Below are 26996 nucleotides of genomic sequence, written 5' to 3' on the forward strand. Positions count from 1 at the left end.
ACGTCTCCCTTACGGATTTGACTTCACCGGTTCAGCGTTAGCTTTTTTCACCACATTAGGTCCTGTGACAACGACACGATCCACTGGATCATAATAAGAATTAAATGTATACGTAGAAGATCGACCATCACCATACACAATAGTTCTTGTCGTATCTACGGAAATTCCCTCATGACCAGTTTCTTCAATAGTTTCTTCTTTTACAGTATCATCAATTTTTTCTACCTTTTTATTAGGAATTTTCTGCTCTTTACCTTTCGTAATCGTTACAGACTGTGGTACATTCTCCTTGGCACCTAAGATAGTAATGGTCACATAGCCAGCGCCTTCTTCGGCAATCACATAGATAGGATGGGAATAAGGGTTTTTAAATTGAAAATCTATATATCCCCACGCCACAGTAGCATCTAAGCCAACTGGAATGTAAGACACCGGCGCAAAGTGCGTATCACGCTCTACAATATCCATACCCGATAACAGTGCTGTATTAAATAGAGTGGAACTCACTTGGCAGATACCACCACCAATACCTGGTACTAAACGACCACCCATGAATACCGGTGCATCATCGTAACCCGCTTCAGCCGTTCGCTCTCCTACGACTTGATTGAAGGAGAAAATGCCCCCTGCTGGAATCAAGGTTTGATGAATCTTCTGCGCTGCCAAATGAATATTATGAGCACGACTTGTATTCGCACCATTAAAATACGTTGTATAAGAGCCTAAGATAGAAGTAATAGACACTAAATCTTTATCTGTAATCGTAGGCTGTGCAGACTCATTAATAACAAGTTCTAAGGTCTCTACCTTTCCTTCTTGCAGTTGTTCTTGCAATCGTTTCATAGTAGCTGTCACATCTAACTTACGGCCTACCTTAGCAGGCTGATGTACCACTGTGTTACCTTCTAAAGTAACAGTGGCATTGGCCCCTACTTGTCCCATGGCCTTTGCATAATTCAAAAAATACGACTCAGCCACTGGTCCATCTACTTTATAGCGAATATTCATCGCTTTTCCATGAAGTAATGCATCTACTCGGTGCATGACATAGGTCATGACATCACTTTCATAGCCATAATCCATTACATCGGTTAAGGTTCCCACCCTATCTATGGTAACCCCTAAATCTGCCAAATTCACGGTTGTTTCTTTTCCCTTAGGATCCACTATGCGAATCAATTGTGATTGTGTATTCCGCTCTTGTAAGTAGCTATCTACTTCATCCATGCTTTGATGGGATAGACTATGACCGTCTATAGTTAATCCATAAATAGTCTTTCCTGTAGGCCATGCAAGCCCTGTTACAGATCCTCCCACGACAGCTACGAAGGCTGCCACAGTGACAATATACTTTCCTTTCATACTTCTCCTAGTTTGCACAATAGGCTAAACATATATCTTGAAATTGACTCATATCTGCTATACCTTGGCGGCTTTGCAAAATTAAATGATACAACTGGCTAATCAATGCTGCCACCGCTGGAATTTGAATTTTTCGGCGAGCTTCATAGGCTAATTTGATTGTATAGGGGTTGGCTTTCATCCCTTTTTCCTTAAATAAGCTTTGAATCTCAGGTAATGTCATCCCATAAAACGCACATTCACTGACCATGAGTTGTAAATGCATTTGATTATGTACATACGCCATCGCCATATCTACACTTTTATTCTTAAGCATAGATGGAAATAAATCTAGTAATATTCGTGCATCTTTCGTTAATAAAGCATCTTTAAAGCGGAAAATATTTTTTTCTCCAAAGTCCGTCATATGCTCCTTTAAAAATAGCGCTGTTATGGATTCTCCTTTATTGAGTAGGAGGAACAATCGATCAAATTCTGTACGCAAAAATGCTAAGGGCACATCTTTCCACAAATCTACCAAGTCACGTATATATGCCATGCCATCAGGATCTATTTTTTGCTTATGCGCCTTACAATGTTGCTGTATCCACTGAAAGAGAGCTTCTCCCTCTACTTTTTCAAACTTAAAGGATTCTACAGATCCCAAAAACGCTTTATTTCCTTGCAACCGTCCATCAATAGTTTCGGCATACACTAGAATAATGGGGTCTTCTCCACTATAACTTTGTAAATAATCTCGCAAACCTTGCCATTCTGGTGTCATCTTTTTCTTCGGTTTATCAAAGATGGGCAAATGAACAAGCAAAAATACTCGTGGCTCACCAAAGAGGGATACTTCTTGTAATTGTCCTAAAATAGAACCGGGACCTTGCTCCTCACGCAAGGTAAGCAAGGTCCGATCTGTATATTGATGTAAGAGATTCTGTTTTTTTTCTTCTAATAATTGTGGTTCATCTCCATAGAGTAATGTAACCATCTGTCACCTCTTATAATGTTACTATATTGTCTTCATCACTGCCTACAATATACACGCCTTCCTCCACATCAAATTGACTATGCAAGGTATTCCATACGATAAACTGCGTTGCCCCTTGCTCTTGATAATGCAACAATTGATTACTAGCTGTGAGGCCATATATTGTATTCGTTTCTCTCTTAGTATTATACACTATTTCTTGAACTTTTTCTTCTTCTTTTCTAGGGTGAAAGTGAAACTTTCTCTGTCCTGTTACGATAATTTCATAGCCTGCTTTGGTGTGAAGTTGTACAGATAACCAATCTAGTGCTAGTTCTTTACCAGCTTGTCCTTTACTGTATAGATGTTCTAAGGTATCTACACGGGTATATCCTTTCTGATACCCCTCTACAAAGACACCATTCCACTGACTAAATCCACGATGATGCAAGGCATCTACACATTGTTTCATAGCTCGCGGTGAAATATCGCCATTCTTAGCATCTATATAGAGGTATGCCTCCCTATGAAAGCCTGTTTTACAGACCATGAAAGCTGGTCCTGAAGAGATAGCGATAGGCACCACTTGTACCGCTGGTTTGACATAGGATAGTCCTAAAGGCAACATACCTAGTACTAATAGTGCAATGCTAGCAATCCTATTCCATGCCACTTGAATAGGTTCTTTCAAAGCTAGTAACCAATATACATATCCTACGCCCATATACCATACTACCACTAACCACAAAGGCATAGGAGGTGACCACAATAGCCCTAGATTACGGATAGCAAATAAAAGAGACATGCTTGCTTTTAGAATGAACCCTAAGAGGGACCATCCTAATGTAAAGGTAAATACTACATTGAGCAAAGATAGGCACAGTCCTACAATGATGGCTATATCTAACAAGGGACCTACAATCAGATTGGACAAGATACTAAGAAAGCTGAGGATATGAAAATAATATAGTTCTATAGGAAAGATGAGAACTTGTGCGGATATACATAAAGCCACACCTTTTGAGACAGGATTCGGCGGAAACAGTCGATATACATAGGGATACAATCCAATGATGCCCAAGGTGGACCCAAAGGATAAGACAAAACTAATATCTACCGCGAACAATGGTTTCCACAACAGCAAACATAAGGCAGATAGTAAGAGAGCATGTAAGGCTCTATAAGTACTACCATGCATAACTACATATCCACTTAATAGTCCCATCATGGCAGAGCGTAATACTGGCGGGCTCCAGCCCACGATTGTACAATACAATAAGATCAAAGCACAGGTGATAGAAAAGTCTATGCCTTTCCGTAACTGCAACCGTTGTAACAAGGTCGAAATAATGAGAAATAACAAGGCAATATGAGACCCTGATACCGACAAAATATGGATAAGCCCCGTTTCACTGAATAACTTTACCATCGTTTCTGGCAACATCGCGTATTGACCACCTAGTACCAGGGAGGACCCCAAGGTAGCAATGGATGGATCTAGATTCTCTTCAAATTGTTGTGCCACCCAATGATGGACTCTATCTAGATAAGCACCAAGGGCATATCCCGTATCAGCTAGCCATATGCCTAGGTTCTTCTCTACTGTATAGGTACCTTCTATGGTTCCTTGGTACAAATTCCCTTGTAATCCATCATTGATATGTCTAGTTTTCATAGATAAGGCGCCACTTTGCTCATGATAAGTAAAGCCTTTCACGGTACCACGAATGATGTAGCGGTCTCCCATATGAATTGTTGGTTCTCCTGGTACATATACTCGGATACTGCCCTTTGCTGGCACATGCTCTATAGTGCCATTTTTATCAACATCCATTCCTTCCACAGTACCATCTACTATGGTCATAACCCCATCTAATGTCACAGTAGGCTGTGGATTGCTAGTGAACTGTACATAATAGGCACAATCGGCACCATAATAGAAAGGTCTATCTTCAAAATAGTGTGTGATAACTCGATCTGTATGTATATATCCCACACTAGCAAATGCAAAAATAATACCTAGTAACCCCGTCACATATCGTATGATTTTATACATATGTTCCTTACGTTGTTCGTACCCACGTAACCCTACTATCCCAAGGATACCAAATGTAGTAATAATACTTAACCAATGCATGAGATAGGTATGTAATTCATTTTCATATAATCCAATACAAATGCCTAACAGTATTCCCAACACACTGGTCATACCTAGATCTATTGGCTTTGGTAACCATTTCATAATCGCACTTTCTCCACAATTTTTTTATACAATGCAGGTCCTATGCCCTTCACATGTCGTAATTCTTCTAAACTCTTAAAGGGACCATGCTCTTGACGATAGTCCACAATCTTCTTAGCCATCTTCGGTCCTATACCAGATACTTTTTGTAACTCTGCTTCCGATCCATCATTAATGGATATATTTTGTTTTCGTAATAATTCTTCTGGGCTACCGTGAAAGTTAAAGTCTACATGGATATGTGTACTTTCTTCTAAGGTATCTTGTAGCTGTAGACGATTTACATCTGCGTAAGGTAATAATCCTTTACTCGCCTCAATAGCGGCCTTTACCGTCGCAGGACTTTGTAACTCATACACCCCTGGCTCTTCTACAGCGCCTGTAACATATACCAAAATTGTATTCGTTTTCGTTTCCTTTTCCACTGGGTCCCCTCGGTCCCCTTTTTCTGACTGTCTCACAATCTTTGGAGTACCTGATGGTAATTCATCGCCTTTCATTGGTGTATCTGCTATAATAAGATAGTATCCACATACACACAGTAGGAATAGGCACAAGATGATGCCATTCCGTTTTTGATTTGTTACTTTCATTCTATCACATCCTTTCAAGCAAAAGGTTCGTCATAGATGAGTCGTATCCTTTAAAATTCACTACCAGTATATATTCGGAGGTATTATGAAAGAAGATTTACAACAATATGCCCGTCTTTTACTACAAGAAGGTGTCAATTTACAACAAGACCAACTGTTGGTCATCAACGGAGATGTTGAAAATAAAGATTTTGTATATATCGTTGTAGACGAAGCCTACAAATTAGGAGCCAAAGATGTACACATCAACTGGCGTAGCACTATCACGGCTAAATCTCGTCTATACCATGTAAAAGATGAAGTCTTATCTAACCCTGCTCCTTGGATTCAAGATATGTATCATCATATCCTTGATTCCAATGCCTGTATTTTATCCTTAATCAGTGCTAATCCATTTGCTTATGAAGGTGTGCCCTCTGAAAAAATCGCTCTCGCCTCTCGTAGTATGGGTAAGTTAACTAAATTTTACCACGAGGCCATCATGGATTCTACCCTTACCTGGTGTGTGGCATCTGTAGCAACGCTCACATGGGCTGATTTACTTGGTTATGAAGGCACAGAAGAAGAAAAAATTAATCGCTTATGGAATACTATCTTCACCTTATGTCGTATGAAACACGTACCAGAAGAAGAATCCTTCGGCAACCATTTAGATCGCTTAGCGAAACGTACTAAAACACTAAACGATTTACAACTAGTGTCCCTACATTACACATGTCCAAATGGTACAGATTTAACCTTACAAATGCCAGAAGGTCACTTATGGTTAGGTGGTAAAGAAGCCTCTAAGAAAGGTATCATCTTTGATGCCAATATTCCAACAGAAGAAGTCTTTTCTGCACCGAACTATGCTGGCGCCAACGGTATCGTGTACTCTACAAAACCATTAATCTATGATGGAAACCGTATCGAAGATTTCCACATCACATTCAAAGACGGAAAAGTCGTTGACTACGATGCCAAGCTAGGACGAGAGTATTTAACAAATCTGATTGAGACAGATGAAAATTCTTGCTATCTAGGAGAAGTAGCTCTTGTAGACCACTACTCCCCTATTAGTCAATCTAATATGATTTTCTTTGAAACCTTGTACGATGAAAATGCATCTTGCCACTTGGCATTGGGTGCTGCTTATCCAACTTGTTTGGAACATAGCGATGGATTATCTCAAGAAGAGTTACGTACTCGTGGACTAAATACATCCTTAGCACATACAGACTTTATGATTGGTCATGAAAACATGAACATCATGGGCACTACAAAAGATGGGAAAACAATTCCTATTATGATTGAAGGAAGATTGCAGGTATAGGGAAATTCTGTTTACATAACACTATACTGTTTCCCTTGCAATCATCAGAACTTCCCCACTTATTGGAGTCTGTAAGGACTAACATATAGTAATACAAAAAAGAGGTACATTGCATCACAGCAATGCGCCTCTTTTTGTTTGCCTAAGTTTCATATGTACGTATCTAGTATCAACTAAGGTCCTTATGAGCATCTCATAGTAAATTAATATGTAGAGCTTATAACAATGTATCCACCGCAATATTCACTAATATATCGGATGGACTTTCACATATGTAATCAGCACCAGCAGTTTCTAGCTCTTCTACTGAACCATAGCCATAGGATACCCCCATAGCCACACAGTTTAATTCTTTGGCAGCTTCCATATCGTATTTACGATCTCCCACCATATACCAACGAGAGATTTTATATTTTAGTTCAGTTACCTTTTTCATATCTTGTAAGGCTTCTTGCAAGATATCTTTTTTATGTACTAAGCCAATGTCTCGATTGGCTCCACGAATCACTTCAAAGTATTGATCCAGTTTAAAATGCTTAATAATATCCTTCGCTTGCCCTTCTGGTTTTGCCGTAGCAATCCCAACATAAGCACCTGTCTTACGGAGTGCTTTTAAGGCTTCCTCAATTTGAGGATATACTGCATTTTCATATTTCCCTACAGAATCATACCGTTCTTTGAAGAAGTTGTAGGCCTGCTCCACCTCTTCATCTGTCATATGGCAATGTTCTTTGAAAGAATCTGCCAGCGGTGGGCCAATAAATAATTGTAATGTCTTCTCATCAGGAATCGGATGGTTCATGCTCGTTAAGGCATGACGTATAGATTTTAAAATCCCCTCATGAGAATCTGTTAATGTTCCGTCTAAATCAAAAATAACACAAATCATATTAACTCCTATATAGTATCTAACATATCATTTTATATGTGCATATACACACTATTACCTAGTTTACCATCAACTCAACTATATCATTACTTATGATAGTATCTAAACTCGTATATGCTCTTTCCAATTCTAATCCATCTCCCAAAAATATTCTATGCAAACCACAAAACACAGAATCATCCACCTTATATACTATAAAAGCTTTATGAACATCCTTTACAATACAAGAATTGCAGAGTATACTATATATAGAAAAGTTTCTATATATAGGAGGACAGTATGGAAGATAATCAAATTCCTACGGCCATTTTAGATAAATTAACAAAAGTTTGTACTTGCCGTAGTATTACAAGAAAAGCAATTAAAGAAGCCATCTTAGATGGTTGCGATACATTTCCTAAAGTTAGAGAGCGCACTAGTGCTGGTACCGGTGCATGCGGTGGTAAAGGCTGTGGCCCAAGAGTGGTAAAACTATTAAAAGAACACCAAGAAGGACAATGGTAATCGACCGACATAAGAATCATAGGATAGGTGATACACATCACCTATCTTTTTTAGTTGCACTTAGATTATAAAATCAAGACACAAAAAAGGCTGCTCAAGAATGTAGACCATTCTGTAGCAGCCTTCTATTTATTTCTTTAATGCTTCACGTAATGTATGCCAAGCCAGCACTGCACATTTAACACGGGCAGGCATGTTAGAAATATTTTGTAAAGCTATAGCATCTTCTAAGGCTTCCAATTCTTCTTCATCTGTCACTTCTTTTTTGATCATTCCTAAGAAAAGGTCCACTAATTGGAACGCTTCTTCTAGGGACTTCCCAGTAATGACATCAATCATCATAGATGCCGATGCTTGGCTGATAGCACAGCCGGAACCTGTATAAGCAGCGTCTTTTACAATGCCGTCTACCACATTCACTTGCAATGTTAAATCATCACCACAACTTGGGTTATGACCATGCTCGCTAGCAGTAAACACATCTAACAAACGCTTATTACGCTTGTCTTGGTTATGCTCCAAAATCAGTTCCGTATACACTTGATCCATTTCCATGGTATTCTCCTTACTCTGACAAGCCCATGGTTGGTCGAACTGTTTTTAGGGCTTCCAAAAATTGATCTAAATCTTCTTTTTTAGTATAGATGTACATACTAATACGGTTGGATGCAGGTACCCCATAATACGCACCTAGTGGTTGCGCACAATGATGTCCAGAACGTAAGCACACTCCATGGCTATCCATGATGGTTGCCACATCGTGTGGATGTACATCATCCACAGTGAAGGTAATAACACCATGCTTTTCTTCTGGATTAGCGCTACCTAATAAATGAATATGTGGCATAGCCGCTAGTTTAGGTAATACATAGCGCACCAATTCTTGTTCATATTCATGAATAGCATCCATACCAAACTGTTCCAAGTACTCAATGGCAGCTTTCAATGTGATAGCACCATGAGCATTCGGTGTACCTGCCTCAAATTTATAAGGTACCTCATTGAATGTTGTAGTTTGTTCTTTCACATATTCAATCATGTCTCCACCGAATAAGAATGGATCCATGTCTTCTAATAGGTGATATTTACCATATACAACACCAATACCTTGAGAGGCACACATTTTATGTCCTGAGAAAACGAAGAAATCACAATCTAAAGCTTGCACATCAATAGCTTGATGGGGAGCTGATTGCGCTCCGTCTAGGATAGCGATAGCACCAACAGCGTGAGCACGTTCTACCAATTCTTTCACAGGAAATTCCATACCTAGTACATTACTTACATGGGCAAAAGATACAATCTTCGTAGATGCGTCAATTTTATCCATTTCACCATCTTTAATGTGACCAGTTTCATCTAGGTACATATATTCCAAGGTAGCCCCTGTCATTCGGCATACATATTGCCAAGTCACAAGATTTGCATGATGCTCCGCCACAGTGATGACGATTTTATCTCCCGCTTTCACATGCTTCAGTCCATAGGAATGGGCAATTAAGTTCAAGCTTTCTGTCGTATTTCGAGTGAAGATAATTTCTTCTCGTTTACGAGCATTGATGAAACGTTGCACCACATCACGAGTTCCTTCATAAGCCTCGGATGCTTCCATAGCAAGTACATGGGCCCCACGATGAGGATTCCCATTATGATTTGCCATATGTGTTTCTAATGCTTTCATCACTGGCACTGGAATTTGTGTGGTGGCACCACTATCTAAGTAAGCAATGCGTTTACCACGATGAGTTCTTGTTAAAATTGGAAAATCTTTATATGCCTCTGCTATTGGTTTCATACTATCCCTCTCAACTATATTTTTTGTCGTAGTACTGCTAAGGCAGTTTCTTCCATTTCTTCATTGCCAATACGATCAATCAATGGTCGTAACATGGATTCTACGATGATGTGTTTTGCTTCCTCTTCGTTGAAACCACGGCTCATTAAATAGAATAATTTAGCTTGGTCTAGTTGACCAGCACTAGATGCGTGATTACCAGATACATTATCTTCTTTACATAATAACAATGGTAAAGAGATGGATTTAACTTGTGGCGTTAATAGTAAACATGTATCCTCTTCTGCACCTTCAGATGCCAAGCTACCACGCAAGAAATCTAAAGTACCACGGAATGATTTTTTAGAAGAACCATTCAATGCACCTAAGTTATTAATGTTACTGATTGTTTTTCTACCGATATGTTTCATTAACATGGCGATATCAAATACTTGCGTACCAGTACCGCAGTAGCCTAAATCATGTTCCACTTCTGCGTAGTCTCCTACTAAGTCTTCTTGATAATTCAAGAAGTTTTCAGATCCACCCAACTCAATGTTGATGAACTCTACATGACCAGACTCTTCTACTCGTGTATAACGATGTTCAAATTGCTGCACTTTACCAGTTAACAATTGAACTTTTTTGAATACTACAGACGCCCCTGTGTGAGATACGATTTCTGAAAGCAATCCTACATGACCATCAGTAGCTTCACCTTTCAAGCAAAGCGTTAACTCTAAGGTAGAGTCTTTTTCAGCCTCGATTTGTAAACGAGTTCTTTCACTCACCACACCTTGCACATCAATAACAATAGTCAAGGCTTCTTTAGCACCCGCTGGCACTTGAATATGATAGCCATGTGTAAAGTGATGAGATGCATCGCGCAACGCACCAGCATGAACCCCTTCATACGAAGGTTCTAATACTTCTTTATTTGTAATATCTGTGACAATGTGCTTGGAGCCTTCTACGGTCACCGTTGCCGGTTCTGTACCAGCCCATACATTGCCTTCTGTATGATTTACCTTTAACCAACGGAAAGTCGGTCTAGGCAATTCATTAAAATGTAATGTGTTGCTCATTCTAACCTCCTAACCGATAGAACCTTCAAGTTCTAAGGTAATTAAATTATTCATTTCTACAGCGTATTCCAATGGTAATTCTTTAGAAATTGGTTCTACGAAACCACGAACAAGCATAGCTCTTGCTTCTTCTTCACTAATACCACGAGTCATTAAGTAGAAAATAGCCTCATCAGAAATACGACCGATTTTTGCTTCGTGTCCTAAATCGACATTGTCATTTTCAATCGTAATAGATGGAATTGTATCGGATTGAGATTCTTGGTCTAACATCAAGGACTCACAAGATACAGTTGCTTTAGAATGGTCTGCATTTTTACCGATGTTTAATACACCACGATAAATTGCTGTACCACCACTCTTAGAAATGGACTTGGAGTTAACATTACTTGTTGTATGTGGTGCCGCATGAATTACTTTTGCCCCTGTGTCTAAGTATTGGCCTTCACCAGCAAATGTAACACCTGTAAATTCACAGTGTGCCCCTTCACCAGCCAAAATACTCATTGGATACAAGCAAGATACAGCAGAACCAAAGGATCCGGATACCCACTCAATCGTACCATTTTTACCTACTCGACTACGTTTTGTATTCAAGTTGTACATATTTTTGGACCAGTTTTCGATAGTAGAATAACGCAAAGTAGCATTATCTTTTACGAACAACTCAACGCAACCAGCATGTAAGTTAGCTACATTGTATTTTGGAGCGGAACAACCTTCAATGAAGTGTGCTTTCGCCCCTTCCTCTACGATAATCAACGTATGTTCAAACTGACCTGCTCCTGGCGCATTCAATCGGAAGTAAGACTGTAATGGAATATCTACAGTCACTCCTTTTGGCACATATACGAAGGAACCGCCAGACCATACTGCACCATGTAAAGCTGCAAATTTATGATCTGTAGGTGGCACCAATGTCATAAAGTATTGTTTTACAATATCTTCATGTTCATGTAATGCAGTTTGCATATCTGTATATACAACGCCTTGACGAATCAAGTCTTCTTGAATACTGTGATATACAACCTCAGAGTCATATTGAGCGCCTACACCAGCCAAAGAAGTTTTTTCAGCTTCTTGGATACCAAGACGGTCAAATGTATCTTTAATATCGTCTGGAACTTCGTTCCAGTCTTCTTTCATATCAATTTTTGGTTTTACATAGGTCACGATATCCGCCATATTTAAAGCGCTAATATCAGGTACCCAATTAGGAACATCTAATTGATTGTAAATTTCAAGGGATTTTAAACGGAAATCTAACATCCATTGTGGTTCATTTTTGTTAGCCCACATTTCACGAATGATATCTTCTGTTAAACCAGCTTCTGATTTATAGGAGAATTCAAATTCATTACGAATGTCATAGACGCCGCGATCCATCTCCTCAATTTGAGTTTTCTTTCTCGCTTCCATGAGATCCTCCTATGCTAAATTTTTGTATGCATCGTAGCCTTTTTCTTCGATTTCACGAACAAGTTCAGGGCCACCAGTTTTTACAATACGACCATCGATTAAGATGTGTACGAAGTTTGGTTGTAACTTTTGAAGAATTTGATTGTGGTGAGTGATAATTAACACCGCATTATCTTCATTATGGAAACGGTTGACACCTTCAGATACAATACGAACCGCATCTACGTCAAGACCAGAATCAGTTTCATCAAGGATAGCCAATTTAGGATTCAAAATGGACATTTGAAGGATTTCATTTTTCTTTCTTTCACCACCGGAGAAACCTTCATTTACATAACGATTAGCGTAAGATGTATCGAAGGATAATTCTTCCATTTTTGCTTTCAATTCTTTTTTGAAAGCTAAGGCGCGTACGTTTTCACCAGTAATAGTATTTTTAGCTGTACGAATAAAGTTTTCTACTGTAATACCAGGTACAGAAATTGGATGTTGGAAAGACATGAAAATGCCTTTTTTCGCACGATCGTTTACAGCTTCTTCTGTGATGTTTTCGCCATCGAATACGATGGAACCTTCTGTTACTTCATAAGCAGGATTGCCCATGATTACGTTTGCCAATGTAGATTTACCAGCACCATTTGTGCCCATTACTACATGGATTTCACCTTTATTAATTGTTAAATTGATGCCCTTTAAGATTTCTTTCTCTTCAATAGAGGCACGCACATTGTCTACGCGAAGTAATTCTGCCACGTATGTCACTCCTTATCAAATAAGCTACTATATACAAAAGAAGACTAGTTAGGTCTTAGAATGTGTCGAATACCGTAAAAAAACGGATTCCACCAAAGTGTAATCCGCTGTCATATTCATAGCATGAGAACGCCACTTTGGCTCAAATCTAAAATAGTAAATATACTATCTGTATTATACCGTGTACAGACTTGGACCGCAAGCTAATTTCTACTATTTTACTATGAATTTGATGATAGTTTTGTATATCATCTATTCATTTATAGCATATTGAAATTTAAATTCTCCACCAAGAGACTCAACAATGTTTATTATACCGAATTTTCTCAATATTGTAAATGCTATTCCCATATTTTTTTAGGGATTATGAACGACATTTGATATTGTCATAGCATACTCTATACAAATAGACATATACTCCATCTCTCCGAGAAATATAACAGTTTCTCAGAAGCAGATAAAGTATATGTCTATATAACCCTAAATACCTATCGCGACAGATGGTCCGCTACGCTCCTAATTATAAATTAGAAAAATCTAATGTAGCAAAATAATCGTCTAATGTTTCTGCACGACGAATTTGTGTGACACTACCATCTTCGTGTAATAACAACTCAGCAGAACGCAATTTACCATTGTAATTGAATCCCATAGCATGACCATGAGCACCAGCATCATGAATCACAATACGATCGCCCATGTCGATTTTTGGTAATTGACGATCGATAGCAAACTTATCATTATTTTCACATAAAGAGCCAGTCACATCATACGTCATAGTTGCTGGTTCATTCTCTTTCCCCATCACCGTAATATGATGATAAGAGCCATACAACGCTGGACGCATCAAGTTAGCCATACATGCATCTAAACCAATGTAATGTTTGTAAATATCTTTTTTATGGATAGCAGTAGCTACCAAATAACCATACGGTCCAGTAACCATACGACCACATTCATAAGCCAATTGAATTGGGCTATGTCCAGTACCCACGATTAAACGATCGTAAGCCTCTTTCACTCCTGCACTTAATACTTTGTAATCCACTGGTGTTTGTTCAGGTTTATAGGCTACCCCAATACCACCACCAAGGTCAATGAAAGATACTTCTACACCCGTTTGTTCTTTCACTCGTAAAGCTAAGTTAAACATTAATTCAGCTGTACCTACTAAACCATCGATGTCTAATTCATTAGACACCACCATTGTATGCAAGCCGAAGTTAGTGATACCTTTTCCTTTTAAGTATGTAATAGCCTCAATAATTTGTGCCTCAGTCATACCATACTTTGCTTCTTCTGGAAGACCGATAATTGTATTACCGCCTTCTTTTAAAGAACCTGGGTTGTAACGGAAACAGAAACGTTCTGGTAATGTACCATGCTCTTCTAAATACGCAATATGCGTAATATCATCTAGGTTAATAATCGCACCTAAATCCATCGCTTTTTTGTATTCTTCGTACGGCGTATCATTGGAGGAGAACATGATGTCATCTCCTGTGATCCCCACCTTTTCGCTCAAAATTAGTTCTGCCATAGAGGAGCAGTCTGCACCAATACCGATTTCTTTCATCATTTTCATAATATATGGATTGGGCGTTGCTTTCACAGCAAAATATTGTTTGAACCCTGGTGCCCAACTGAAAGCATCTAAAAATGCGCGCATATTATCCATAATACCTTTCGCATCATAAATATGGAACGGCGTTGGATATTGGGCGATAATCGATTCTAATTGTTCTTTTGTAAATGGTGTTGTCTTTGCGTTCATCATAACTCCTAAATCTATTTGTAATGTACTATGTGACAGCCTCTTTCTGTAACATAGCTATATATTAGACAATAGGCACTCTTCATGTATTATCTCAATAAGGAGCGACACATTTCCGCCTAGACCTTAAGAGTTATACCATTACCTGTGAAAGAAATACATAATACTATGCCATCAATCCAAAGGTAATCCATGAATACCGTAACGTATTGTAACATACATTCTATAGAATTGTAAAGATTCTATAGAATGTTCCAGCAAAAAGAACTGTATTCAATACACCATATACAATTTAGCCATTTCAAGCACTTGTATCTCCTATTACCACTAAACATGGAAACTTATACCTAGTATCACGCCCCTTGAGGAACGCTATTTCGCGTAGTAATCTCATAGCGAGATATATTGCACTGAAACAGCAAACATAAAAAAAGCACGGCGTGCCTTCGAACAAACAGCATAAACTACCACAAGGAACGTAGTTACGAGTAGTAGACTTATGGCGTTCCTTACTGCATACACTACAAAACCCAAAAGACCGCAATATACCTCCGAAGAAACATTATGAAATACCGTTTCTGAAGAGGTCTATTGCGGTCTTTCTTCCCACTGTATTAAGTAAGAACACTACAGACTACATAGCGAATCAAGTTACTTCCCAAATAAAGACGCATCTACACTATATCGTCCACCACCCATAAAGAATATAGCCAATGCAGCAAATCCCATTTGTGATGGATAATCCCATGCAAAGAAACCTGCATCTATATGAAGAATGGTAGCTGTAAACAAAACTCCAGCTAATAACAACGCTCCAAAGCGTGTAAATAATCCAAAAACAACCAACATACCACCAATAAATTCACAAATTGCTGCAAAAGCTCCAAACACTTCAAAGTACCCAGGCAATCCTAATGATCCTAACATAGCACCTACTTTATATAATCCCGATGCGCCACTTAAGAACTTCACATATCCATGATAGACCATAGAGATACCAAGAGCTAATCGCAACACCAATATTCCAAAGTTAACATACGTAGGTTTACCACGCAATAAAAAATGAACCATATGTGTATCCTTCCCTCAACAAATTTTCTTGCAATTAATTAACTAATATACATAAGTATACCATAACACCTTACCACTCACTAAATGCAATTCTATACATAATCCTATACCTTATATCCTACTAAGAACTGTTTAATACGATTGCCCCATGTTCCCCTACCACCTTGAACTCAGTTGTGCGTAGAAGTCTATGGCGTTCCCTTTACCAAAATTATGACAACACAAAAGGAGTGCGACATGTTCCTAAATCTATCTTTGAACGCAGTTGCGCGTAAAAGTCTATGTTGTTCCCTCTGATGGTAATACAAAAAGACCGCAACATATTCCCCTACCACCTTGAACGCAGTTGTGCGTAGAAGTCTATGGCGTTTCCTTTGCCAAAATAATGACAACACAAAAGGAGTGCGACATGTTCCCGAACAAACATTATGAAATACCGTTTGTGAGGGAATGTGTCGCACTCCTACTATTATGCTATTTTCAAAGGAACGCCATAGACTGAATAGCGCTGCAAGTGTTACCCGATGTCAGCAGGTGTAGAGAAATCTACTGTAATTCCCAATGCTTTCGCTACGCCTTCACCATATGCAGGGTCACATGCATAGCAATGTTTTGCATGGCGTTCTTGGATGAACAATGGAACTCCTGCCATGTTGTTCGCTGTATTTTTGAACAATACTTGTTGTTGTTCTGGAGTCATGAGGCGGAACAATTTACCAGGTTGTGTGTAGTAATCGGAATCATCTTCACGGAAGTCGTATTGGTATGCTTTACCAGATACGTCGTATCCTGGATCTTTGTATTGTGGTTGGTTAGCCCATTGGCCAAAGCTATTTGGGGCATATCCAATTGTTGCACCATGGTTGCCATCTACACGACCTTGTCCATCACGATGGTAAGAATTGAATGGGCATTTAGGCGCATTCACAGGAATGGATGGATAGTTTGTACCTAAGCGGTAACGTTGCGCATCTGCATAGGAGAACAAACGACCTTGTAACATGCGGTCAGGACTGAATCCAATACCAGGGATGATTGTGGATGGAGCAAATGCTGCTTGTTCTACATCTTGGAAGTAGTTTTCAGGGTTTCGATTCAATTCCATTACCCCTACTTCGATTAATGGGAAGTCTTTTTTATACCATACTTTTGTAAGGTCGAATGGGTTATATGGAAGTGCTTCTGCTTGTTCTTCTGTCATCACTTGGATATACAATTTCCAACGAGGGAAATCACCTTTAGCGATAGCGTCGAATAAGTCACGTTGTGCACTTTCACGATCATTTGCAATAATCGCAGATGCTTCTTCTTCAGTTAAGTTTTTAATTGGTTGTTGGCATACCCAGTGGAATTTAACCCATACGCGCTCGTCATTTGCATTGATTAAGCTATATGTGTGGGAACCGAAACCATGCATATGACGATATCCGTCAGGAATACCACGATCACTCATTACGATAGTAATTTGGTGCATTGCTTCTGGCAAGCTAGTCCAAAAATCCCAGTTAGCAGTAGCATCACGTAAATTAGTTTCAGGATTGCGTTTTACTGCACGGTTCAAATCTGGGAATTGCAATGGATCGCGAATGAAGAATACTGGTGTGTTGTTACCTACTAAATCCCAGTTACCTTCTTCTGTGTACATTTTCACAGCAAAACCACGGATATCTCGTTCTGCATCAGCAGCACCACGTTCGCCAGCTACTGTGGAAAAACGTACGAACAAATCAGTTTGTTTACCTACTTCAGAGAATACTTTTGCTTTTGTATATTTAGTGATGTCGTTTGTCACTGTGAAAGTACCGAATGCACCGGATCCTTTCGCATGCATACGGCGTTCGGGAATCACTTCACGAGCAAAGTGGCCTAATTTTTCCATCAACCACACATCTTGCATCAATACAGGACCACGTTTTCCAGCTGTAGCACTGTTGTTATTATCCGGCACTGGAGCACCAAAGGCTGTTGTCAATTTTTCTTCTTTCATAACTTTCTCCTTTGTAAACTTATACATATTATAATAAAATTAAAACCTATATCTTTTACAACGGATAATAATTATCCGTTACTTTATGATGTAATTATAAAACTTTTTCTATGTATTGTCAATAATGATTTTCCATTAATTTTCATTATTCTTCATGTTATTAACTATAACATTATCAAGTTATTAATTATATATCATCCATATATATATGAAACTATACCCCAGAAGGATACCCAAGGCATTCAAGGGCATTTCTATATATCCCATATAACAAAAAGGGACTATGAAAGAATAGTCCTCTATTCTTTCACAGTCCCCATAGTATTTACTTAGTCAATACTGCGATCCACGGATGCAATCTGAAATTACATCATACCGCCCATACCACCCATTGGAGGCATTGGAGGCATCATTGGAGCATTTTCATCTACTTTGTCAGCTACAATGGATTCAGTAGTTAATACTAATGCTGCGATGGATGCTGCATTTTGTAAAGCAGAGCGTGTTACTTTAGCAGGGTCCACGATACCAGCTTTTACCATGTCTACATATTCTTCTGTTAATGCATTGAAACCGATGCCGCTTTCAGTAGATTTTACGCGTTCTACTACCACGGAACCTTCTAAACCTGCATTGTAAGCGATTTGGCGTAGTGGTTCTTCCACAGCACGGCGAACAAGATTTACACCTGTCAATACATCGCCAGTTGCTTCGATACCGTCTAATGCTGGGATGATATCGATTAATGTAGTACCACCACCTGCAACGATACCTTCTTCTACAGCTGCACGAGTAGCGTTCAATGCGTCTTCGATGCGAAGTTTTTTATCTTTTAATTCCACTTCTGTTGCTGCACCTACTTCGATCACAGCGACACCACCAGACAATTTAGCCAAACGCTCTTGTAATTTTTCTTTATCGAATTCAGAAGTAGCTTCTTCTGCTTGTGCGCGAACTTGTGCTACACGACGAGCAATCACGTCTTTATTACCATTACCATCAACGATGATAGTTTCGTCTTTTGTAATGCGAACTTGACGAGCTGTACCCAAGTGTTCTAAATCTACATTCTCTAATTTCAAGCCCACTTCTTCACTGATGACAACACCGCCAGTTAAGATAGCGATATCTTCTAACATAGCTTTACGACGATCGCCAAAACCAGGAGCTTTCACAGCCACTGCTTTTAATGTACCACGAAGGCGGTTCACTACTAATGTAGCCAATGCTTCGCCGTCTACGTCTTCAGCAATGATCACAAGTTCTTTACCAAGTTTTACAACTTTTTCAAGAGCTGGTAATAAATCAGCGATAACGGAGATTTTGCGGTCAGTGATCAAGATCAATGGTTCGTTCACAACTGCTTCCATTTTATCTGGGTCAGTCACCATGTAAGGGGATAAGTAGCCACGGTCAAATTGCATACCTTCTACTACGTTCAATTCAGTTTGTAATGTTTTAGATTCTTCTACAGTGATAACACCATCGTTGCCTACACGGTCCATTGCTTCCGCGATCAATGCGCCGATTTCTTCGTCAGCTGCAGATACGGATGCTACTTGAGCAATGTCTTGTTTACCATTTACATCAATCGCTTTGGATTGAATTTCAGCCACTAATTTTTTAACGGCTAATTCGATACCTTTTTTAAGGATCATTGGGTTAGCACCAGCTGCTACATTGCGCATACCTTCTTGAATCATAGCTTGCGCCAAGACTGTAGCAGTAGTTGTACCATCACCAGCTACATCGTTAGTTTTAGTAGCAACTTCTTTCACTAATTGAGCACCCATGTTTTCAAATGGATCTGGAAGTTCAATATCGCGAGCGATGGTAACACCATCGTTAGTGATTGTTGGGGCACCAAATTTTTTCTCTAATACTACATTGCGACCTTTAGGTCCTAATGTTACTTTTACTGCATTTGCTAATTGGTCAACGCCACGGCCTAATGCACGGCGTGCTTCTTCGTTAAATAAAATTTCTTTTGCCATTGTATAGCCTCCTATATGGGGTCGTCCCCTTCTTTGGTCAGATTATAATACTGCTAAAATATCTTTTTCGCTGATGATCAAATGGTCAATTCCATCAATTTTGAACTCAGTACCAGCATATTTGGAGAACATAACTGTATCGCCCACTCTAACTTCTGGTGCTACACGTTCGCCATTGTCACATAATTTACCAGGACCCACAGCAATAACCGTACCTTCAGATGGACGTTCTTTTGTGGAAGATGCTAAAAAGATACCACTTTCCGTTTTTGTTTCTACTTCTAATACACGAATAATGACACGATCGCCTAATGGTTTCATTGTTATACCTCTTCTCTTATACACTATAATATCGATGTTAGCACTCAAGAGTAGTGAGTGCTAATCACAAGTATTATTATAAATCATTTTTAAATTTTTGCAAGTCTTTTTTGACTTTTTGACTAAATACTTTTTCATAGTTAAAACTTTGCTTCATAGCAGCCATAATTTTTTTATGATTTTGCTTCATGAGCTGCGATAATCTTTTTGCAAGTTTCCACGAGGCTAATGCGTTTATCCATACTGAAAGCTCGTATTTTCTCGTACGCTTTTTCCTCAGAAAATCCATGTAAACTCATCAATATGCCCGTCGCTTTCGCCACATATTTTCGTTCTTCTAGGGAACTTTCCAATCCTTTGAGCTGTTCTAGCAAGTTTTCTTCTTCTTGAAAACGACCCATAGCCATCTGTAGAGCTGGACCTAAGTCCGATTCTCGTAGAGGTTTTATTAAATAACCATACACTCCAGATTGAGATGCCTTTTGGATTAAATCATCTTGGCTGTACGCTGTTAATAGTACCACTGGAGCCAATCGTTGATGGCGAATCTGTCGAGCCGCTTCTATGCCATCTAATTCAGGCATCTTCACATCCATCAATACTATATCTGGTTGTACTGTTTGACATAGTTGAATAGCCTCTACACCATTACAACCTTCCCCTACAACGGTATGACCTTGGCTTTCTAATATATCTCGCAAGTCCATGCGAATGAGCGACTCATCATCGACTACTAAGACGCGCATACTCTTCTCCTTTATAAATCCAAATATCTACCATAGTCCCTGTTCCTTTAGATGTCCAAGAAATTCTTCCATCCAATTCATTTCGCACTAAATTCTCTATAATCTGTAATCCTAAATGGCTCTTTCTAGTACTTTCAAAATCGTCTGGCAAACCACAGCCTGAGTCACGGATACTAATGTGTAGCATGTCATGATATCCAACGTCCCTTACGTCTCGTACCTCTACCTGTACTTGACCTTCTATTCTGTCTTTGAAAGCATGTTTAAAAAGATTGGAAAAGAGTTCATTCATTACCAAGGACACATAGCTGGCCTTGTGAGATGACATAATAATGTCTTCTCCAATATATTCCATGTCTATGCGTTGCTCAGAAGACCCTAACCCTTGTCGCAACAAGCGCCACAGTTCTTCTATAATACTGCGCAACGCCACATAGTCTTCATCAAAATTAGACACGATTTCATGGACAAGAGCCATACTTTCAATCCGATGAATACTGTTTTGTAAGGCTTGTTTTACATCTTCGGAAGTACTTCTTCTACTTTGCATGCGCAATAAACCCGCTACAGATTGCAAATTATTTTTCACTCGATGATGCACTTCTTTAATGACAGAATTTTTTACTAGTAACTGTTGATCCCGTTTTCGAAGCTCCGTCTTATCTTGTAACACCAAAATACCACGTTTCCATCTAACTCCAAGAACAACGGGAATCATCACTTGTCGCAAGGCAATATCACCATATAATTCTTCATCAATCGTACCTAGTCTATCTTCTAAAGCCTTTTTAATACGACCTACTTTCAATGTGCTGCTATAGATTGATGTACCCTGTATGCGTCTGTCGATACCAAATATATCCCCTAATTTTTTCGCAGCACGGTTCGCATATAAAATAGTTCCATCCTGTTCAAAGAAAATAATTCCATCTAATACGGAAATCCCATCATATAACTCAGGTTGTTGTAATTGCGGTACTAACATTCCTTGAAACGTGGTCTGTGATACCATGGACATAAATTCATCATAACGATTGGAATACACTTCATACACAGGATTAGTAAAGGCACAAGCACCAATACATTTGCCTCCATTATCTACAATAGGATAGATATAGGCGTGATAGGTTTCTACTGTAATCCCACTATCTGTTTCTTCTTCCCACTCCAATAGGCCTGCAAAAGGTTTTCCTGTATTTAATATCTGTTGAATCGGATGCTCTAGGGGTATGTCTAATTTCTGTACTGTCCCCGTATGACGACTATCCAGCGCTCCACTGAGTAAAAGGTGTCCGTCCTTAGCTTGCACTAAGAGGGACACCCCTTGCTCACTGATAGCTTTACCAAAGCTTAATCGTTCAGAGAACTGCAATAATAAAGCCTGTTGTGTAGGATATAAATCTGTTTCTTTGTCTAGGCTGTCTTTCCAACTAATCATGTTGGTTTCCTTTCCACAAATCACTGCCCAATGGAATGGACGGTTTTGCATTCAAAGTGTAGTTACTGAATTTACCAGCTTGTGCCATATAATAGGCTCGGCAACCAATCATAGCTGCATTATCTGTAGCCAACATAGATCCTGCTGTGAGGTACGTCAAGCCTTCTGCTTCACACATGGCTTGTAAATCTCGCTGCAATCCACTGTTAGCCGACACGCCACCAGCTAAAGCGATCTTCGTTTCTCCTAATGTATGAGCCGCTTCTTTCATTTTTTCTACCAATACGTCCGTAATGGCCTTTTGAAAGGAGGCTGCTACATCTTCATGACAGATGGATTCACCTTTTTGTTGTTTTCCATTGATATAGTTAAGAACAGCCGACTTCAAGCCACTGAAACTAAAATCGAAGTTTCCTTTTTCTAATAAGGGTCTTGGAAACTCTATGGCATCCGGATTTCCCACTTTCGCCAACGCATCAATATGTGGCCCTCCTGGGTAAGGATAGCCTAATACGCGAGCAATTTTATCGAAGGCTTCACCTGCCGCATCATCACGTGTTTGTCCTAATACCTGAAAGCTTTCATAATCTGTCACATGAACAATCATAGTGTGCCCCCCAGATACCACTAAGCACAAGAAGGGAGGATCTAAATCAGGGTGTAACAAGAAATTTGCAAAGATGTGACCTTCCATATGATGAACGCCAATCAAGGGAATATCTTTTGCAAAAGATAGAGCCTTTGCCGCTGACACACCTACCAACAAAGCCCCAACTAAACCAGGCCCATAAGTGACACCGATATGGTCCATATCATCTAATGTTACATTCGCATCTGCCAAAGCTTGGTCAATGACTGGCATAATCTGTTCTATATGATGTCGAGACGCCACTTCTGGAACGACACCGCCAAACTTTCTATGTATGGGTACTTGACTGGAAATTACATTAGAAACGACCGTTCTGCCATCTTGCAACACTGCTGCCGATGTTTCATCACAACTAGTTTCAATAGCTAGTGTGTAGATACTCATGCCAGTTCCTCCATTTCTTTCGCCATAATCAGCCCATCTTCTACTGGATCTGAATAAAATTGTTTGCGTACTCCTACCGCTGTAAAGCCAAGTCTACGATACATCGCTTGAGCTGCAATATTGGAGACACGCACTTCTAAAAAAATATGCTTCATGCCTTGTTTACGGAGCATTTGCGTTAACTTACGAGTCATTTTAGATCCATAACCTGCACGACGATGTTCAGGATGTATGGCAATATTCGTAATCTGCCCTTCATCCAAGACTAACCAAGATCCTGCATAACCAATAATCTTGCCATCTTCTGCTTCTGCCACAAGGTACAGCTTATCTTCTACTTCTAAATCATCTAATAAGGCTTCCTTTGACCAAGGTGTTGAAAAACAGGCCCTCTCTATTTGGTAGATACCTTCAATATCACTTCGTAAGGCTTCTCGTAATGTGACCATTATCGTTCACCTGCTGCTTCACGGACTACTACCGTAGGTTCCACGTAGGTACCAGTGGCTAGGATGTCTTTGTTTTTCTCATCCCACACCACTTCCGCTTCCGATTTACGAATATAGAATGGCTCAATGGACTGCGCATCAGGAATCGTACCACTCACGAATTGTGGTAATGCCACTTGAATGACATGAGATGCCCGTGGGCGTTGTTTCGATTCATGACCGATAACAAGTCTAATAGGGTCAATACGACCTTCTTCTACACCTTTGGCATATTCTTTTTCCAATCGCTTCAGACCATCCCCTACGATGACCACTGGAGTATCTCCAGATAGCTGTACTAGTTTCTCTAACAATTCAGTTACTTGATGTACTTCTATTGTATCTAAAGCAATCATATCCGCGCCATTCCACTCATACTGACGGCCATAGACCTGTTTCTTTTGTGCATCAATGACAGTGCATACCCGATAGTTAGAATACATAAAACTTTGGGCTAACACATCGGTGGTGAGCACGCCTACTACGGGTACATTCCAAGCATAAGCCAAAGCCTTTGCCGTGCCTAAGCCAATGCGCAAGCCTGTAAAGGAACCAGGCCCAATGGTTACGGCAATGCCGGTAATGTCAGATTTCTTTACTTTCCCCGTTGTCAGCACCGTTTCAATATGTGGCACCAATTGCTCAGAATGAGTAAGCCCTGCCTGTACAATGAGTTCGCTTCGTATTTCTTTGTCATTTCCTACCGCTACGCTAGCAACGGCGCTACTCGTTTCAATTCCTAAAATCATAGGTTCTCTCCTATGCATTGTAATGTTTCCGCTGAAAGTAAGTCCGTACGAACTGTAAACTGACGAGATCCATCATTACCGACAGAAATCTCAATCCACACTGTCGTATCTGGTAATTCATCGACAAACTTACTAGCCCATTCCACAACGGACTTCGTTTCCTCTGTATATTCGTAAAATCCGATGGTTTCCAGTTCTTCTACCAAGTCCATTCGATACAAATCGAAATGGTATAAGTTAGAACCATCTACTTCATAGGTGTTCATCAAGGCGAATGTAGGACTTGTCACTTCTTCTGTAACTCCAAAGCCCTTTGCAATCCCTTGGGAAAAATGCGTTTTCCCTGCTCCTAGCGTGCCATCCAGGGCAATACATATAGGACCTTCATAGTCTTTCATAAAATTCCCTAGCCTATAACCTAGAGCCAACGTTTCCTCTACGGAGTGTGTTGTATATTGTATGGTATTCATAGTATTCCTTTATCCAAATGATTATATCCTTTAGGTTCCACTCTCATCCATTGTCCATCACGGTCTACTAATACCTGTGCATTGCCTGTTTTAACATGTCCAATAATAGTGAAAGTCTCCTTAGGTAAGCTATCTGCTTTCTCAGCTGGTATGGTTCCCACTAGCTGAAAATCTTCGCCCCCTGTCCACATCGGAAAGTACAGGCTCATATGATGACTTTCACAATAGGCCTGCACCTCTGGATGGATTGGCAACGCACTTTCATCAATATAAATAATCACCTGCGATGCTTTGGCAATCTCGTTGAGCTCGCTGGACAAGCCGTCGCTGATGTCGTTCATAGACGTGGCACCTAAGTCTCTTGCTATTATACCACATTCTATATGAGGAATGGGCCGTTGATGGACAGACCTACTCACCGGATAGTCCTCGCTGCCCTCTAACAAACTGTGGAGACCCACATAAGATAAACCTAGACAATTCGTGATGAACACTGCATCACCATCTTGAGCACCACTGCGAAGGACAGATCGATTTGTTGGAACATCTCCAAACACTGTGGCAGAAATCACAAAAGGTCCTTCCGTTGATACTGTGTCTCCACCGATGATATTGACTCTATACTCCGCACATATGTCATGCAAACCTTGATACACTTCTTCTACATAGGACGTATGTCGCCCCTTAGGCACTGCAATAGACACCACCATATGCCGTGGGGTACCACCCATCGCTGCTATGTCGCTAATGTTTGCTGCCCCCAATCGATACCCTACATCAAAAGGGGCGGTGGTACTTTCACTAAAGTGGATGCCTTCTACCATCATGTCCGTGCTGACCAGTTGATCCACATCGCAAGGCGTATCATAGACAGCGCAGTCATCACCAACACCGACCTTTACGTATGTAGGATTATAGATACTGTGTTGGGTTAATTTGTCGATGAGAGCAAATTCGTCAAGCGACGATACCCTACCCTCAGGTACAGTAGTACTATTTTCCATATGACAGCGCATTTCCTTTACAGTTTCATTTCCTAAAGAAGTTCTATTACCCGAAGTAGTATCATAACCTACTATAGCATCCTCTGATATAGTGTCCATTTTTATAGTATAACCATCGTCATTATATTGTATGCTTTCTTCCTGTATGTTCCCGTTAGTACTATAAATATGCATACAACGATTCGATAACAAATGACTTTCGTCTAACAACAAATTCTGCAAGAAATGTTCTAAATATTCCGTTGTTCTATACACTCCTAGTTTCAAATTTTGATAATTGGCTCGTACTAAGGAATTTCTAAAGTACCACGCATGGTCAGCGAACATATCATTCGTCACTGTAAAGCCTAGGGTGCGGAGATATTTAATAAAAAATACAGCGGTCGTTCTCGTATTTCCTTCACCAAATACATGAATCTGCCACAATCTGGCAACAAAAGTAGCCAAATGACGAATCGTCTCTGACATATCCAAATTGGCATAGGAAAAATTTTTTTCTTGCTCTATGTCATAGCGTAAGGTTGCCCCTAGTTCAGACACGCTACCATAGGTCACCGTATCACCATCGAGAATCCATTCCTTTTTTGTGATATTGTAATCTCGTATACTGCCCGCATGAGCATAGATATCTGTAAACAATTGTCTATGAATCGATAGGTACTCATTCGGCGTAAAACTGAAAGCTTTCTCTAAGAGCAACTCCGACATACGAAGTGATACTATATCCGCTTCTGCTGTTCTATCTTCTTGATTCGGATAGGATTCATAATAATTTTCCAACAATGTATGAAGAACCTGTAGGGACATCTGCCCTTCAATATTCTTCTTTGCTAAGTCTACTAAATAGGCAGACGGCGTCAACCCATCGACAGCTTGTAAACCAATAGCTGTCTTCCAGGCTTGAGCTTTTTCATATTGACTAGCTTCACCTTGACGGATATATTCCTCAAAAGGATCCTTATGCATGGTACCACCTCGTTTCATTGTGTAATAACAAACTAACGTATCTATGCCGTTACGGATAATAACGATA

Annotated in this window: 24 protein-coding genes; 2 read left to right on the forward strand and 22 right to left on the reverse strand. The window is 39.7% G+C overall.

Annotated features, from left to right (window positions below; translation table 11 throughout):
• Nucleotides 1-9: 9 nt before the first annotated feature.
• Genes EO113_RS02310 through EO113_RS02325 form a run of 4 tightly spaced genes read right to left on the reverse strand, consistent with a single transcriptional unit; the run spans nt 10 to nt 5152 of the window.
• Entirely contained in the window at nt 10-1362 is a 1353-nt protein-coding gene (locus EO113_RS02310) for a VanW family protein (RefSeq protein WP_127135451.1), read from the reverse strand.
• 7 nt (nt 1363-1369) lie between these two features.
• Nucleotides 1370-2338, reverse strand: coding sequence for a DNA polymerase III subunit delta (holA, locus tag EO113_RS02315; protein WP_127135452.1), 969 nt, complete (start codon nt 2336-2338; stop codon nt 1370-1372).
• A gap of 10 nt (nt 2339-2348) precedes the next feature.
• Nucleotides 2349-4559, reverse strand: coding sequence for a ComEC/Rec2 family competence protein (locus tag EO113_RS02320; RefSeq protein ID WP_127135453.1), 2211 nt, complete (start codon nt 4557-4559; stop codon nt 2349-2351).
• The gene (locus tag EO113_RS02325) at nt 4556-5152 is read right to left on the reverse strand and encodes a helix-hairpin-helix domain-containing protein (RefSeq protein ID WP_127135454.1); all 597 of its coding nucleotides are present in this window, start codon (nt 5150-5152) and stop codon (nt 4556-4558) included. Before EO113_RS02325 ends, EO113_RS02320 begins: the two co-directional genes overlap by 4 nt.
• An 85-nt stretch (nt 5153-5237) precedes the next feature.
• On the opposite strand from EO113_RS02325, the gene EO113_RS02330 reads away from it, so the two are divergent.
• Nucleotides 5238-6464 (forward strand): aminopeptidase, encoded by a 1227-nt coding sequence (locus tag EO113_RS02330; protein WP_127135455.1) that lies wholly within the window; start codon nt 5238-5240, stop codon nt 6462-6464.
• 217 nt (nt 6465-6681) lie between these two features.
• On the opposite strand, the gene EO113_RS02335 is transcribed toward EO113_RS02330, so the two are convergent.
• Nucleotides 6682-7353 carry an HAD hydrolase-like protein gene (locus EO113_RS02335; protein ID WP_127135456.1) on the reverse strand — a complete coding sequence of 224 codons (672 nt, stop codon included), beginning with the start codon at nt 7351-7353 and terminating at the stop codon, nt 6682-6684.
• A 279-nt stretch (nt 7354-7632) separates the two neighbouring features.
• Between EO113_RS02335 and EO113_RS02340 the strand changes: the two genes are divergently transcribed.
• Nucleotides 7633-7857, forward strand: a complete 225-nt coding sequence (locus EO113_RS02340; RefSeq protein ID WP_126938562.1) for a (2Fe-2S)-binding protein — start codon at nt 7633-7635, stop codon at nt 7855-7857.
• Nucleotides 7858-7986: 129 nt separating this feature from the next.
• Here EO113_RS02340 and sufU read toward each other — a convergent pair whose 3' ends face one another.
• The 17 genes from sufU to thiL all read right to left on the reverse strand — a co-directional run bounded on the left by sufU (nt 7987) and on the right by thiL (nt 26947).
• Nucleotides 7987-8412: a Fe-S cluster assembly sulfur transfer protein SufU gene (gene sufU / locus EO113_RS02345; RefSeq protein ID WP_126938369.1), complete on the reverse strand. Its 426-nt coding sequence runs from the start codon at nt 8410-8412 to the stop codon at nt 7987-7989.
• A gap of 10 nt (nt 8413-8422) precedes the next feature.
• Nucleotides 8423-9652: an aminotransferase class V-fold PLP-dependent enzyme gene (locus tag EO113_RS02350; RefSeq protein ID WP_127135457.1), complete on the reverse strand. Its 1230-nt coding sequence runs from the start codon at nt 9650-9652 to the stop codon at nt 8423-8425.
• A gap of 14 nt (nt 9653-9666) precedes the next feature.
• Nucleotides 9667-10716, reverse strand: coding sequence for a SufD family Fe-S cluster assembly protein (locus EO113_RS02355; protein WP_127135458.1), 1050 nt, complete (start codon nt 10714-10716; stop codon nt 9667-9669).
• Between the two features lie 9 nt (nt 10717-10725).
• Nucleotides 10726-12135 (reverse strand): Fe-S cluster assembly protein SufB, encoded by a 1410-nt coding sequence (sufB, locus tag EO113_RS02360; RefSeq protein WP_127135459.1) that lies wholly within the window; start codon nt 12133-12135, stop codon nt 10726-10728.
• Nucleotides 12136-12144: 9 nt separating this feature from the next.
• Nucleotides 12145-12888, reverse strand: coding sequence for a Fe-S cluster assembly ATPase SufC (gene sufC / locus EO113_RS02365; RefSeq protein WP_127069170.1), 744 nt, complete (start codon nt 12886-12888; stop codon nt 12145-12147).
• 520 nt (nt 12889-13408) lie between these two features.
• Nucleotides 13409-14662 (reverse strand): diaminopimelate decarboxylase, encoded by a 1254-nt coding sequence (locus EO113_RS02370; RefSeq protein ID WP_127135460.1) that lies wholly within the window; start codon nt 14660-14662, stop codon nt 13409-13411.
• A gap of 651 nt (nt 14663-15313) precedes the next feature.
• Entirely contained in the window at nt 15314-15733 is a 420-nt protein-coding gene (locus EO113_RS02375; protein ID WP_062403092.1) for a DoxX family protein, read from the reverse strand.
• Between the two features lie 517 nt (nt 15734-16250).
• Complete coding sequence (locus EO113_RS02380; protein ID WP_177427627.1) at nt 16251-17720, reverse strand: catalase; 1470 nt, start codon at nt 17718-17720, stop codon at nt 16251-16253.
• A gap of 365 nt (nt 17721-18085) precedes the next feature.
• The gene (gene groL, locus EO113_RS02385) at nt 18086-19714 is read right to left on the reverse strand and encodes a chaperonin GroEL (protein ID WP_127135461.1); all 1629 of its coding nucleotides are present in this window, start codon (nt 19712-19714) and stop codon (nt 18086-18088) included.
• Between the two features lie 42 nt (nt 19715-19756).
• Complete coding sequence (gene groES / locus EO113_RS02390) at nt 19757-20035, reverse strand: co-chaperone GroES (protein ID WP_127135462.1); 279 nt, start codon at nt 20033-20035, stop codon at nt 19757-19759.
• 173 nt (nt 20036-20208) lie between these two features.
• The gene (locus EO113_RS02395) at nt 20209-20781 is read right to left on the reverse strand and encodes an ANTAR domain-containing response regulator (protein WP_127135463.1); all 573 of its coding nucleotides are present in this window, start codon (nt 20779-20781) and stop codon (nt 20209-20211) included.
• Nucleotides 20759-22219, reverse strand: a complete 1461-nt coding sequence (locus EO113_RS02400; RefSeq protein ID WP_164726301.1) for a sensor histidine kinase — start codon at nt 22217-22219, stop codon at nt 20759-20761. The genes EO113_RS02395 and EO113_RS02400 overlap by 23 nt, the downstream gene beginning before the upstream one ends.
• Nucleotides 22212-23252, reverse strand: a complete 1041-nt coding sequence (gene tsaD, locus EO113_RS02405; RefSeq protein ID WP_127135465.1) for a tRNA (adenosine(37)-N6)-threonylcarbamoyltransferase complex transferase subunit TsaD — start codon at nt 23250-23252, stop codon at nt 22212-22214. The genes EO113_RS02400 and tsaD overlap by 8 nt, the downstream gene beginning before the upstream one ends.
• Nucleotides 23249-23701 carry a ribosomal protein S18-alanine N-acetyltransferase gene (gene rimI, locus EO113_RS02410; RefSeq protein ID WP_127135466.1) on the reverse strand — a complete coding sequence of 151 codons (453 nt, stop codon included), beginning with the start codon at nt 23699-23701 and terminating at the stop codon, nt 23249-23251. Before rimI ends, tsaD begins: the two co-directional genes overlap by 4 nt.
• Complete coding sequence (tsaB, locus tag EO113_RS02415; protein WP_164726302.1) at nt 23701-24489, reverse strand: tRNA (adenosine(37)-N6)-threonylcarbamoyltransferase complex dimerization subunit type 1 TsaB; 789 nt, start codon at nt 24487-24489, stop codon at nt 23701-23703. The genes rimI and tsaB overlap by 1 nt, the downstream gene beginning before the upstream one ends.
• The gene (gene tsaE / locus EO113_RS02420; RefSeq protein ID WP_127135468.1) at nt 24486-24959 is read right to left on the reverse strand and encodes a tRNA (adenosine(37)-N6)-threonylcarbamoyltransferase complex ATPase subunit type 1 TsaE; all 474 of its coding nucleotides are present in this window, start codon (nt 24957-24959) and stop codon (nt 24486-24488) included. Before tsaE ends, tsaB begins: the two co-directional genes overlap by 4 nt.
• On the reverse strand, nt 24956-26947 hold the full coding sequence (gene thiL, locus EO113_RS08190) for a thiamine-phosphate kinase (RefSeq protein WP_206168645.1): 1992 nt from the start codon (nt 26945-26947) through the stop codon (nt 24956-24958). Before thiL ends, tsaE begins: the two co-directional genes overlap by 4 nt.
• Nucleotides 26948-26996: the final 49 nt, after the last annotated feature.

It is taken from the genome of Veillonella sp. 3913, assembly GCF_003992235.1.
Lineage (GTDB): Bacteria > Bacillota > Negativicutes > Veillonellales > Veillonellaceae > F0422.